At 42.2% G+C, this 13,113-nt stretch carries 11 protein-coding genes; all 11 read right to left on the minus strand.

All coding sequences use genetic code 11. The features are described from left to right. Nucleotides 1–90: 90 nt before the first annotated feature. The 11 genes from R8G66_31900 to R8G66_31950 all read right to left on the minus strand — a co-directional run bounded on the left by R8G66_31900 (nt 91) and on the right by R8G66_31950 (nt 12,999). Nucleotides 91–2,457, minus strand: a complete 2,367-nt coding sequence (locus R8G66_31900) for an ABC transporter permease (protein ID MDW3197025.1) — start codon at nt 2,455–2,457, stop codon at nt 91–93. Between the two features lie 180 nt (nt 2,458–2,637). Beyond that, complete coding sequence (locus tag R8G66_31905; GenBank protein MDW3197026.1) at nt 2,638–2,928, minus strand: hypothetical protein; 291 nt, start codon at nt 2,926–2,928, stop codon at nt 2,638–2,640. 316 nt (nt 2,929–3,244) lie between these two features. After that, entirely contained in the window at nt 3,245–3,610 is a 366-nt protein-coding gene (locus R8G66_31910) for a DUF2200 domain-containing protein (GenBank protein MDW3197027.1), read from the minus strand. A 151-nt stretch (nt 3,611–3,761) separates the two neighbouring features. Beyond that, nucleotides 3,762–4,466, minus strand: coding sequence for an N-acetylmuramoyl-L-alanine amidase (locus R8G66_31915; GenBank protein MDW3197028.1), 705 nt, complete (start codon nt 4,464–4,466; stop codon nt 3,762–3,764). An 88-nt stretch (nt 4,467–4,554) separates the two neighbouring features. Beyond that, a complete protein-coding gene (locus R8G66_31920; protein ID MDW3197029.1) occupies nt 4,555–6,165 on the minus strand; it encodes a DNA mismatch repair protein MutS in 1,611 nt (536 codons plus the stop codon). A gap of 104 nt (nt 6,166–6,269) precedes the next feature. Continuing rightward, nucleotides 6,270–7,127, minus strand: a complete 858-nt coding sequence (locus R8G66_31925) for a hypothetical protein (protein MDW3197030.1) — start codon at nt 7,125–7,127, stop codon at nt 6,270–6,272. Nucleotides 7,128–7,298: 171 nt separating this feature from the next. Next, nucleotides 7,299–8,915, minus strand: a complete 1,617-nt coding sequence (locus R8G66_31930; GenBank protein ID MDW3197031.1) for a gliding motility-associated C-terminal domain-containing protein — start codon at nt 8,913–8,915, stop codon at nt 7,299–7,301. Between the two features lie 63 nt (nt 8,916–8,978). Continuing rightward, nucleotides 8,979–9,281: a hypothetical protein gene (locus R8G66_31935; protein MDW3197032.1), complete on the minus strand. Its 303-nt coding sequence runs from the start codon at nt 9,279–9,281 to the stop codon at nt 8,979–8,981. Nucleotides 9,282–9,432: 151 nt separating this feature from the next. Further along, the gene (locus R8G66_31940) at nt 9,433–9,972 is read right to left on the minus strand and encodes a hypothetical protein (protein ID MDW3197033.1); all 540 of its coding nucleotides are present in this window, start codon (nt 9,970–9,972) and stop codon (nt 9,433–9,435) included. A gap of 17 nt (nt 9,973–9,989) precedes the next feature. Further along, a complete protein-coding gene (locus tag R8G66_31945) occupies nt 9,990–11,489 on the minus strand; it encodes a hypothetical protein (GenBank protein ID MDW3197034.1) in 1,500 nt (499 codons plus the stop codon). Between the two features lie 148 nt (nt 11,490–11,637). Continuing rightward, entirely contained in the window at nt 11,638–12,999 is a 1,362-nt protein-coding gene (locus R8G66_31950) for a hypothetical protein (GenBank protein MDW3197035.1), read from the minus strand. Nucleotides 13,000–13,113: the final 114 nt, after the last annotated feature.

Here is a 13,113-nt window from a genome sequence, read left to right on the forward strand (position 1 = left end):
CTGCTCCATTGGTTGAGATTCCGCAGGGCCGCCTGGCGGTATTCTTTTGCTACGCTTCAGAAACCGGAAAGACGTTCCTTTTTTTTGAATTCACTCATTCCTCAAAGACTTGACGGGATTGGTCAAGGCGGCCTTTCTGGCGTGGTTTGAAACTATCATTAGTGCAAAAAGTAGTGCAACACCACCGGCGATTGGAAAGATCCACCACTCGACGGGCACCCGTACAGCATATCGATCCAGATAGGCGTCCATGAGCCACCAACTCAATGGCGCGGCTACTGCAAAGGAGATCAGCACCAGCTTCGAGAAGTCCCTGGACAAGAGGGTGATCAGACCCGAAACGGAGGCACCCAGTACTTTTCTGATGCCAATTTCTTTGATCCGTTGCTCAGCCGTGTACGAAGCCAGTCCGAATAACCCTAAGCCTGTAATGAACAACGCCAGTAATGAAAAGAGCGTAGCTAGGCTTTTGGTCAGTTGAATGGTTGAGAACTTTTCCTGAAATTCCTGATCTGCAAATTCATATTCAAAAGGATACGCAGGGTTGTACTGGTCGAAAATTGCCCCCACTTGCGCCAGGGTTTCCGGCAGATCATCAGACTTTTTCAACCTTACGGTAATGTAGCTGATCCAGTCCGGATCCATGAACATGAACATCGGCCGAACAGGCTCGTATGGTGATCCCATCAGTACATTGTCTACCACACCGATCAGTTTCACTTTATCTCCCCAGAGGTCCAGGTTGGTGCCAATGGGGTCTTCCAGTTGCATGATGTCCAGTGCCGCTTTATTCACAATGATGGCCTGAGAGTCCAGGGCATAGGTACGGTCAAAGTCTCTTCCCATCAGCAGGTCGATGCCCATGGTTTCCGTGTAATCATAACCCGCCGAGATGGTGACAAACAACACCCGATGAGATTCAGGTTTGCCAGGCCAACCCAAAAAGTTATTGGAGTAGATCCCCGTAATGGGGCTATTGGACCGGGTCACAGCCTCAGCCAAACCGGATTGTAGCAATTCTTCTTTCAACGTATTGTAATGTTGGCCCAGTTCTTCTGTGTATTCAACCTGGATCAGGTTTTGTTGATCATACCCCAGTTCCCGGTTTTCTACCAGGTTGATCTGACGAAAAATGATCACCGTGCCGATCATGAGCAACATGGAAACAGAAAACTGAATGATCACCAGCACTTTTCTGGGTGTGGAGGCTCCCTTACCTAATTTGACGCTGCCTTTTAATGTACGTACGGTGTTGAAAGAAGAGAGGAACAAGGCCGGGTAGCTTCCGGAGACGAGTCCTGTCAGGCAGATCAAGCCAACAGAAAGTAGCCAAAACTGCGCTGATTGATAGTTGATAAATAATTGTTTTTCGACCAGATCATTGTAGAAAGGCAACGCCAGCTCGCACAGTATAATTGCAATGACAAAAGCCAGGGTAGCGATGAACATGGATTCTCCCAGAAATTGAGAAATGAGTTGTGTCCTTTTTGATCCAAGACTTTTTCTTATGCCAACTTCACGGGCTCTTTTTTCCGAGCGAGCGGTAGCCAGGTTCATGAAGTTAATACAGGCAATGATGAGTATGAAGGTGGCAATGATGCTGAATAGCTGGACAAAATCACTTCTGCCTCCAGTTGCTTCACCATGCTCAAAATTGGAGAACAACCTCCATTTTTCCATCGGATGGAGGAATAGCGTACGAGGCAGGTCATCCTGTCCATTTTCAGTCAATAAAGGACCAATGGCAGCGGATGCCTCCTGATATTGCGACGCCTCATAGAGTTCTACGAACACTTGAAAGGAATAATTACCCCAATTGGTGGTATTGCGTCGAACCCAATCATTGACCTGCTCGCGATGCTTCCATGGTGTCAGGTATTCAAATTGAAAAGTTGAATTATTGGGCAAGTCATCCAGAATTCCTGTGACCTGCATGAGGTGCTGATCCTCCATTTTGATGATTTTCCCCATTGGATCTTCATCCGGGAATAAAGTTTGGGCCAGGGTTTCAGTAATAACAATGGAATTGGGTTCTTTCAAAACCTGATCGGCTGTTCCTTGTTTCAAGGTATATTCAAACATCGTCAGAAACTCGTCACTGACGTAATAGCCTTCTTTGATCAGCCGCTTATCCCCAACCGTGAGTAACCTCGTACTTCCCCATCCGGCGACACAAGTATTTTTGATCCGATTATCGGCAGTTTTTAATGCACGATAGGTAGGAAGGGGAACAGAACGCCAGGAATTGATTTTGTCATCGAATTCAGCGTTGACCCAAACCTGATGAATTCGATCAAACTTGGGGAGGAATTGATCATAGGTCGTTTCATCTTCGACCCAAAGCATGATCAACACGCTACAAACTATACCTATCGAGAGTCCGGCGATGTTGATGATGGAATACAGACTGTTTCGCCGCAGATTGCGGACTGTGACTAGAAAAAAGTTGCGCAACATTTGATTTGAGTTTGACCTTTGGGCTCCCTATGGACTGCTAGCAGTGCCATAGGTTGCTTGACTGAAGGAAATACCGGCTGTTTTGTAAATAGTTACAATACGTGAAGAAAAAATACCGTGGACCTAAACCCTATCAAGGGTCTTCAATTAATGGATGTCCTTTTAAAATTTAAAAACGGACTATCGAGACGTATACCATCCAGAAACTACTTTGAATGCCTTTATCTTTAGTCTATCCCATACTCTTTTTTGGTAAACTGTGAGTCCAAGAAAGATCAAAAATAAAGTGGCAAGGGTCACGAAAATTTTTAAAGACCACTGCTCAAAACCTGCCAATTCTAACCACCACGTAACAAAAATTGCATTGATGAAAAAACCTGCGGAAAGCACTCTAAAAAGTGTGAAAAAGCTGTATTGGATATCTATCTCACGAAGGAGTCTTTCATTGCCTTCATTCCAAATTCTTGGCATTTTTGTGCTTTGTTTAAATCCAGTACCCTGTTTAGCCGAACCTTTTGTGAGTTTAATGAGAGAATAAAAATTATTTGAGTTATTCTCATAGTAGTAATGCCTAGGACATATGAAAGGGCTACCAGAGCTATTGAAATGTATGTTAAATAGTCTTTAACCTGAATTAGAAAACAAAGATCAGTTACTTCAAAAATCACGAGCACACAGAAAAAAAGACCAATTGTTACAGTGAAGCCTGAGATGATGGATTCAGCCCAAAGGTTTTTTACCATAGCGAGATTATCTGGTATTTAGATATAGTTTAGAATTTCTTGTCCTATCCCTCACGCAAGATCTTTTCCATTTTTTTACCTTTTGCTAACTCATCCACCACCTTATCGAGGTACCTGCATTTTTTGGTCAGCGGCGTTTCTATTTCCTCGATACGATAGCCACAAATCACTCCTTTGATCTGTTCGGCACCCGGAGGGACATTGGCCTCTTCAAAAAAGGTCTTAAAAGTCACTTGCTGGTCAATGAGTTCCTGGAGTTTTTGATCATTAAACCCGGTTAACCACTCAATTACCTGATGCAACTCTTCTTTGGTCCTGCCTTTTTTCTCAACTTTCGTTACGTAGTGTGGATATACTGAGGAAAATTTCATGTTGGCGATTCGCTCGTCGTGTTCAGGTGTGGTAGTCATAGGTCGATCAAAAAATTAAGTGATCCATTTTCAGGATTACAATCATATACCGGGCCTTATAAGATGACCCGTTTAGTTTATTCTAAAATTAATGGCTGGCTGTGAAAATTGCCAGCGATTGTAACATCTAACAGGATCGCTGTTGGTTGAGCTATTGTTTGCCCTGATTCGTATCCTTGATGAACAGGGCATCAATTTTTGGCTTAAGGGTCTTTGCTTTCATGATCCGAACATTATCCTGCTTCAGGTCGGCCAACGCATGGATCGCCTTTGCTATCTTCTGGGCGATTTCCTTTTGCCCGTCTTCGCTTGTGAGGTGGTAGAAATCATCGATGGTTCCCAGGTTGCCTGCATCGATGTGAATGGCCGGACATTGAAGGCGGTCCAGTACGTATAATTCAGATTCAGCTTTTTGGGAAATTCCCGATTGATCACTTAAATGACTCGCAAAGAATTTGCCATACGCTTGCGAAGATTCCGAGTGATCATTCTTCCCAGAATAGAAAACAGAAGGGCCTGATCTCAGCGCCTTGTTGTAGTTCGTATGAATAGATATATACAGATCCAGGTGCCTGGAATCCTTGATTCGTTCTTTGTAGGTTTCATAGGAATCATTAGTCCCTAAAAGGTGGACAGATGAGACGCCCAGATCAAACTGAGGGATTTGTTTCGCGATGGCGTCGGTGATTGCTTTCTCCATGGCACCATTGAAACTCATGCCCTCATCTTGTCCGCCCAGGCCATGATCAATAGCGACTCTGAAAATAGTACTTGAAACGGTAGAGTTGTCCGCATCATCAACGAAATGATAACTGGATAATAGTACGAATAAAGTAATTGCAATAAAGCCTTTCATCTTGTTGTTTTCTTTAGTTGATACGAAAGATACGGAGATTTAACCACTTTTTTGGTATAGCTACTGAAGACGGCAGAATTTAATCGCATCAAGCTTTTCTCCTTTTCATTGTTAACAATTCATCAGCAAGGCCCTTTGCTTCTTCGGTAATCTGATTCGGAAAATCATTGATTTCCAGTATGCGAATGGCGTTGGTATGGTTTAGGCTGCCTTTTTTCAACAGGTAATCGAACGTGAGCTGGTCATTGACAATTTTTTCTTCAAAGTGGTAGAAGGCATAATTTTCTTGTAAATAATCAATCAGTTCCAGGTCGTGTGTGGAGCAAAAGACCAGATTGATGGCATCATCAAGGTAGGTAAGGACCGCTTTTCCCGAGGCAATCCGTTCCACTGTGTTTGTGCCCTTAAAAATTTCATCCAGAAGGAACAGGTTGTGTTGTTCCAGTTGACTTTCGTCGGCAAATTTCTTGATGGTTTTTACTTCCTGGTAATAGTAACTCGTGTGTTCAAACAAGTCATCCGAAATTCGAATGGCGGAATAAATTTTGAAAGGGGATAAGTACAAAGTGCTTGCACAGGCTGTATTAAGTGTTTGAGCAAGCAAAGCATTGATTCCAATGGTTCTGATGAACGTTGATTTGCCAGACATATTGGAGCCTGTCAAAAGGATAGATTTTTGGTCCGATAATTTCAAGTCATTGTCAACTGCCTGGTGAATCAATGGGTGATACAGTTTTTCTGAATCCCAGGTTTTTGTGGGTGAATTGGAGAATTCAGGGATGCAATAATAAGGAAGAGACTCGCGCCAGGAGGAGACAGAGATCGCCATGTCCAGTTGGCCTATTGCTTCGTAAAGCACCTTAATGTCTGATTTGTTGGACTCGATCTGCCGGAGTAGTCTGAAGAGGACCAATGGCTCAATGAGTAAGGCACCTTTTACAAGGTCCAGGACATATTCTAAGGTTTGTGCGATCTCACCCAAAGCCTTGGATTCCCACTTGAAGAAGATGGATGCCCGCCAGATCTTATTGAGTGCCCGAATGGCGGAACCCACTTTTTCTTTAGATCCGAAGAACAATCCCTTCTCGTTTAGAGTAGCCGCCACTTTGTGCAACTGAAGTAACTGTGGAATGGTATTTGAATAACCCATGATGTTATTCTTATTCCACAGGTGAATGATCGTGTTGATGCTGATCAACAATAAGGCAAAAATGATCGCCTGACTGTAAAAGATGGAAACCAATAGGGCAATGACGACAGCAACAGACATAGTAGGGATCAGCCAGAACCATTTTGGTTTTGGGAGCTGATCTCCGAAAAATAGCCTTTGGATGAAATAGGCACCACGATCGTTGAGCGCATTTAAATCAATGATGGCTTCTTTCCATTCTTCTGGGTGATCATTGAGGAATTCGATGTGCTGTTCAACTATTTGGGAATTGCTGTGATCCCGAGGAAGCACCCTGAGTTTGGCATACAGGTATTGTTGACCAATGCAGGAAGTCGTTCGATCCAGAGAGATGAATAATTCCTCAAAATCAAGGTCATGCAGCGTTCGTTCATCGATGATTTGATGAGCATCCTGATGATCTTCATGTGAGAAGAAAAGAGAGATACTTTCAAAATCAAAATCCTCGTCTTTAATGTTTTGTTGACGTTCAAGTATCGCTTGTCGTTGCTTCAGTCTTTTTTTAAACATAGAGGGGTATTGAGGAGAAAAAATTTGACTCAATAAAAAATATTTCCCCTTGTTAGTTGCAGTGGTCGTGGCTTTATTACAAAGACAGTTTTAATTGCAAGAATTCAATTCAATTTCTTAACATACCTACTGCTCATCCATCCAAGGCTTCTAAAGCTCAATTCATTGTTTCCGGTATAGAGGTTCGACTTTAGTGGTTTCAGGTTGTTTTCCATTACCACAAACCACCAAATTCTTTCAGTTTCATCTGTATGTTTAGCGATCGCATATCCTCTGGACCCTTTTGGATAGATGGCGACGGTGTTCCCATCGATGATTTCCTCCTCGGGAAGGTTGTCGTAGTTATTGTCGATGATGGGTTGAGCCCTCAATTTGTATTCGGCATTGATGGTAACAAAGGGAGTTTTTGAGATGAAATGATCGGGTTGTTCGGTATCATACATATAGGCAAAATCATTGTGTAAAATGAATTCATACTTCGACTCCTTTCTCACAATATCTAGCGTCAAGATATGATCTACAAATGTGGCACAACAGTGATAATCGTGAATAGTAAATGATAGCAAGCTATTGTTACTGGATCTTTCTATTCTTTGAATTCTCCCCTTGATTACCCGTGATTTTTGGTAGGTATCTCCTGTGTTAATGTAGAATACCAATGATTCTTCATTTCCACCATCGAACCCTTCGAAAATCACATCATTCAGGCCGTCGGCATTGATGTCAATCAGATGAAAGCTATCGAGTTGTTCCCCCTTCTTTACATTTTCTCTTACGTAATCAAATGGGATTTCTATTTTATCTATGATCTTAGGGATGGTTTGCTGCCTTTGATAATCCGTTTTAATAGCATCCCAATACTGCCAAACAGTATTCTTCTCTCCTCGGAATTCGAATAACTGAATTTGTCCTGAGGATCGAACAGAACACAGTAATAAAGCAATCAAAAAAAGTTGTTTCATCCGTAAAAATTGACGTTTAAAGACAGGTTGAAATGACTATACCAAGCATAAAGCATTTTATCCAAAGCAGGAATCTTTCGTTGATTAATTATATGATTTGAGAGATGAAACATCTCACTTTATCTAACCTCGACGTGCCCACCGGAACATGTCGAGTAGAGTGAGTGATTTCTAGTAAAGGATAGTCACCGAACCTTTGTAATGACCACAGGTATTGGATAAAGACCAGTAGTATGTACCTGAGGGGAGATTACTGCCATCCCAGTCATTTTGATAGTTCGTAGACTCATAAACTTTATGCCCGGTTCTTTGAAATACTTGCAGTGATGTGTTCATAAGCCTTGAATCGATGAAAAAGTAATCATTAACACCGTCTCCATTCGGTGTAAATACATTGGGAATACTTGACACCAATAAATCATCATAGACAATTTCTATCGAGTCTTTCGCTGTTCCGCAGAAGTTTTCTACTTCGAGCCAGTATGTTCCAGATTGTGTGACCTCAAATAAGAAGTCATCGGACCCATCTATCCACCTATAATTTCCTTGTACAGATGACACATCTAATACTAAAGAGCTGCCATTGCATAGCGTCTGGTCCTCTCCTAAATTCAATGTTGGGGTATCCAAATAATCAATTCTTACTGTATCTGAGTCTGATCCACATGCGTTTTCTACCAATACCCAGTAATTTCCGGGCTGTGAAACTTCATAGCGTGGACTTTCAGACCCATCTTGCCACGTATAGGTTCCTGGTACAGCTGTCAATTCTAATTCCACAGTATTGGTGTCACAAAGTGTCTGATCCTCTCCCAGATCCACAATTGGAGTATCTAGAAAATCAACTTTTACTGTGTCCACTGTCAAACCACAAGCGTTATCCACTCTGACAGAGTAAGTGCCGGAGGAGGTGACTAAAAAAGTTGAAGCTGAAGAACCATCTTGCCACGTATAGGTAGCATTTGAATTTGTTGCATCCAATAGAAGTGATTGTCGGTCACAAACAACCTGGTCTTCTCCAAGGTCTAGAAAAGGTAAAAAGCAGCTTTCAAACTTACTTATCCCCTGGATGATTTCCCCACTAAAATCACTCTGGCTATGTGTGGTTCCGATTAATTGGATGGTGTTACTAATTGTGGAGTATTTATAAAGCTTTCTTTCTTCGGTAAAATAAATACTTGACCCAATAACCGTAAAGTCTCGAATAGGTAAGTAGGAACTTTCATATGTTACAACCGGATTGGAAAGCACACCAACGCTCTGAAAGTTTAATCGATATATGGATAAAAAATTGGCTGACGGAGGTGCTCCATCTGCGAGATATAGATCATCCCCACTAAAGGTCATGACATCTATGTCAGGATTGGTTTGATTTGTTGAGATTTCCGTAATGAAAATACACTCGCCTGTATTTGTGTCAACCTCTACGATGGATTCCGAATAGAAGTCATTATCCGATGTGCCGCCGTTCAAACTAACTGCAGCATATAGTTTTTCTTGTTCCGGATAATATGCCAGGGCTTCAGCCAAAGGAATCTGATTACCATTAATTGTAAGGCTGCCAATTTCTTCAAATTCCCCATCAACAGATATACGAATTAAAGAAGGTTCGTTGGATGTATTTCTTAAACTATAAAATGCATCGTTGGACTCATGATACGTGAGATCAGCCAGGTTTGCAGGCCCGCTTGGAGTTCGATAAACAGTAGCTTGACCTGTCAGACTATCTATGGTCACGAGTTGCCCATCTAGCAATCCAATTAGCTCAAGGTCTTGCGAGAAAATCAAACAACAGGGACTTATAATTAGCAACAGGAGTAATCGAACTCTTAACATGATAAGGTAATCATATTAATTGATTGCTAAGGAGAGTTCATTTTCAATCCGATTTAGTCTTTCATCCCAATAAGCGATGTATTCACTCAGCTCCTCCGGTGATTGTACTGTAGATCTTTCTTCAAGCCGGGTTTTATATTCGATACGGATTTCATTCAGATAATGATAATACGATTCGGAATCCTTGGGAATCAAACCAGGGCCCAAACAACCACATGTTTGAAAACGATGGCCGACCTTGTACATCCCTCTGACGATTTCCCACTCTTTTTTCTTTGAGGTTTTTGGCGCTCGGAAATCCATCCCCATGTTAGCCATAGGCTTTGAGCATTGAGGACAAGGGTGGTGTTCACCCGCCTTATTCTTATCGTGCTTGAAGCTTTTGCGACAGTCGAAACAGACGTAATGTGTTTTATAATGATGGAACCCGTATCTGCACATGGTAGGTAGAATCGTTTGGTTTTCAGCGCTAATCTTTCATTAGCTCGTTCAATCTAGGCTGAAGTATCCAGTATCCAATGATGGAAAACCAGATCAAAAAGAACTCACCCACATAGTCTCCGAATCTTGCCATTCGTCCGAGTTCAATGGATCTCATGGTTTTGGCCGCAAACCGGACACCCCAAAAGATAATTACCATGGAGAGCAAATGCAGTGGAATTATTATCGCTGTAAGCGTACCAGGGTTTACGTTTTGTTGTTCGTTGCTATCTTCCCAAAATGACAGTCCCATCCATGCCATAATAGCTACCAGGTAGAGAAGCGGAATAACAAAAAGGATCTTAAATCTCGTGGCGTTCAGTGATACTCCTTCCGGAAGTTTAGCATTGAGATGGGTGGAAATGGCCCAAATCCAGCCGAATGTCCCAAAAATGAAAAAAACCATTACTAGAGGAAAGGTTTGAATGATCAAGACAGGGTTAGAAAAAGTAAAAATGTTGATCAACAGAGGAATTCCCCAGGTCATACCGAAAAGTTGCCAATGCTTGAGTTTGAGTAGAAATTTCATGGTTTTTGTACAGAACTTTATTTCTTTTCCAGTTGATCAATCTTGGCCTTTAACACCTCGATTTCAGCTTGCTGAGATTGGTTTTGCTTGTTCTGCTCAATCAAGTGCAACGTCAATTCTTCCACCTTCTGCAAGAGCAGGATATTCATCTCCTTGATTTCCAGTCCTTCTTCGGCCATTTCGGCAGCGGATGGGATTTCAGGTAAGTGCTTGTTGGCTTGGATGAATTTTTCTGTTTCCTCTAAGGATCGCAGGTCATAGTCTTCTTCGAATACGAAATCTGCCCCGTCAACATCTTTCAGAATGATTTCTTCCGACGTGATCGTACCATCTACTACAAGTTTGGTATCTGGGTTAGTTACTCCGATACCCCAGTTTCCATCAATGTCTATAATACCCCGGGTTTTTGCATTAGACGCGTCCTGAAAGACTAAACTACCTGAAGCAGAAGAATATAACGTATACTTTTTTCCTACACTTGCGGTGCTTTCAAGGGATAAATAGGAAACATTATCATTCATGACATGTAGTCCTGTTTGGTTCGAGGAAATACTGCCACTAGGGGCAGTGGTTCCAATGCCAACATTCCCGTTGTTGTCCATGACGAACTTGCTTGTGGTGCCATATAGAATTTCGAATTTTCTCTGACTAGAAGCGCCACTGTTTTTAAGGTAGATCGAACTATTGGCACTAGCATTCTCTAACATCATTCTTCCATCAGCTCCTTGTACTTTGACAAAACCATCCACGGATAGTTTTGCTTGTGGGTCGGCTACTCCAATCCCCCAGTTACCATTAACATCAATTAAGCCTCGAGCCTCGGAACTGGAAGCATCCTGAAAGACTAAACTGCCTGCAGCGGAAGAAAACAACGTATACTTTTTGCCTACTCCTGCAGTGCTTTCAAGTGATAGATAGGAAACATTATCATTCATGACATGCAGTCCTGTTTGATTCGAGGAAATACTACCACTCGGAGAAGTAGTACCGATGCCTACATTTCCATTGTTGTCCATGACAAATTTGCTTGTCGGACCATACATTATTTCAAACTTTCGTTGAGTGGAAGTGCCGCTATTTTTGAGATATATTGAACTATTTGCACTAGCATTCTCTAACATCAATCGACCATCAGCCCCCTGTACTTTGACAAAGCCATCTACCGACAGCTTAGCAGATGGGTCGGTTACCCCAATCCCCCAGTTACCATTAACGTCGATTAAGCCTCGAGCCACGGAACTGGAAGCGTCCTGAAAGACTAAACTGCCTGCAGCGGAAGAATACAAGGTATACTTTTTACCTACTCCTGCAGTGCTTTGAAGGGATAAAAAGGAAACATTATCATCGAGGATATGTAATCCTGTTTGATTAGAGGAAATACTACCACTTGGAGAAGAGGTTCCAATGCCTACATTTCCGCCATTATAGTACATGTTTCCAGCGTTCGGTCCATCCCATTGGCCAAACACAGTGAATGAAGAGACCAGAATAGTAATGATGATCGTTAATTTTTTCATGTCTTAGCGTTTATGATCCGTTAGCAGTTTGAATTCACGTCCTTGATGTAACGTGTTTCTTTACCTGATTCAAGACCTGCAATTTAGCAATTGTGCTACAATCCGAATTTCTCACTGAGAACGTATGCGCCTTTTAATGCCTTTAGGGTTATTTGTTTTTAAGCGCCTCAATTTCTTTTTCAAGATGAGTGATTCTTCCCTGCTGAGATTGGTTTTGCTTGTTCTGCTCAATCAAGTGCAACGTCAATTCTTCCACCTTCTGCAAGAGCAGGATATTCATCTCTTTGATTTCCAGTCCTTCTTCGGCCATTTCCGCGGCGGACGGGATTTCTGGCAAATGCTTGTTGGCCTGGATGAATTGCTCTGTTTCCTCTAATGAACGCAAGTCATAGTCTTCTTCGAATACGAAATCTGCCCCAGCAACATCTTCCAAAATGATTTCTTCCGCATTGATCTTACCATTTACCGATAGTTTCTGAGTTGGCGCTGATGTGCCTATTCCAACAAGACCTCCGGATAAATTAACGATGGTATTGTTGCCAAGCTCATTAATACGCAATGGCTTACCCCCGTGCGCTTGAATCCAGGAATAATTTGTACCATAACCTAGCCTGAGTTGGGCACCACCTCCTGGCCCTAATATTAAGGTGTTGCCATTTGAATCTTGTGCTTGATTTACGACGTGCAATTTCGCTCCTGGAGAGGTGGTTCCAATGCCAATATCTCCAGTGCTTTTGTGAATAAATAGGCGTGAAACTCCCTGGATTTTGAAGTTCATATTGTAATCGGAACCAGTGATGAACTCTCCATAGCTTGCCGTATTGCTCCAATCTCCCGTATTAATACCTCTGGAATTCAAAGGACTCCAGGAACCACCATTAGTTCTGAACACAAACGCATTTGCTTCTGAGAAAAATGTTCCATGTGCCAGTTCCATGCTACCGGCCACATGTAGCAGATGATTAGGGTTTGTTGTTCCAATACCAACATATCCGGTGCTCTTGTGAATAAACATTCGTGAAACTCCCTGGATCTTGAAATTTAAATTGTAATCAGACCCAGTGATAAATTCGCCATAGCTTGCCGTATTGGTCCAATCTCCAGTGTTTATTCCTTTGGAATTTACGGGACTCCAGGAACCACCATTGGTCCTGAATACAAACGCATTTGCTTCGGAGAAAAATGTTCCGTGTGCCAGTTCCATGCTCCCTGCTACGTGTAGCGCATGATTTGGGCTGGCAATTCCAATGCCAACATATCCATTGCCCAAAACTGTTAGACCGCTTGACAAAGAGTGACTACCTCCAATATTTACAGTATGAAAAGTTTGAGCGTTTTCACTGTAATTATACAGATACGCATTATCCGCGTCTATCATATTAGTGGTCAGTCTAAAGTCAGTCTTTCCGTTCTCAGTTGAATAAACGGAAGAAGAACCTTGGGCATGAGCTTGAAAGCTCATGCCGATCATGGCAATGACAGCCAGTGTAATTGTTGTTTTCATCATCATTAAAAATTGATATTTATTGTTGTTTTCTTGTCGGCTTTTACGCCCAAGCTGATATCTGTAAACTAGCTGTTAAGTTTGTTTCCCCTAAAATGCTGTCGAATAGCAATGCTTGTG

Source organism: Cytophagales bacterium (genome assembly GCA_033344775.1).
Lineage (GTDB): Bacteria > Bacteroidota > Bacteroidia > Cytophagales > Cyclobacteriaceae > JAWPMT01.

What these genes read in the sequence shown, in the direction of transcription:
- R8G66_31900 (MDW3197025.1), bottom strand. Translation starts at nt 2,457, where the DNA reads ATGTTGCGCAACTTTTTTCTAGTCACAGTCCGCAATCTGCGGCGAAAC.
- R8G66_31905 (MDW3197026.1), bottom strand. Translation starts at nt 2,928, where the DNA reads ATGCCAAGAATTTGGAATGAAGGCAATGAAAGACTCCTTCGTGAGATA.
- R8G66_31910 (MDW3197027.1), bottom strand. Translation starts at nt 3,610, where the DNA reads ATGACTACCACACCTGAACACGACGAGCGAATCGCCAACATGAAATTT.
- R8G66_31915 (MDW3197028.1), bottom strand. Translation starts at nt 4,466, where the DNA reads ATGAAAGGCTTTATTGCAATTACTTTATTCGTACTATTATCCAGTTAT.
- R8G66_31920 (MDW3197029.1), bottom strand. Translation starts at nt 6,165, where the DNA reads ATGTTTAAAAAAAGACTGAAGCAACGACAAGCGATACTTGAACGTCAA.
- R8G66_31925 (MDW3197030.1), bottom strand. Translation starts at nt 7,127, where the DNA reads ATGAAACAACTTTTTTTGATTGCTTTATTACTGTGTTCTGTTCGATCC.
- R8G66_31935 (MDW3197032.1), bottom strand. Translation starts at nt 9,281, where the DNA reads ATGGCTAACATGGGGATGGATTTCCGAGCGCCAAAAACCTCAAAGAAA.
- R8G66_31940 (MDW3197033.1), bottom strand. Translation starts at nt 9,972, where the DNA reads ATGAAATTTCTACTCAAACTCAAGCATTGGCAACTTTTCGGTATGACC.
- R8G66_31945 (MDW3197034.1), bottom strand. Translation starts at nt 11,489, where the DNA reads ATGAAAAAATTAACGATCATCATTACTATTCTGGTCTCTTCATTCACT.
- R8G66_31950 (MDW3197035.1), bottom strand. Translation starts at nt 12,999, where the DNA reads ATGATGATGAAAACAACAATTACACTGGCTGTCATTGCCATGATCGGC.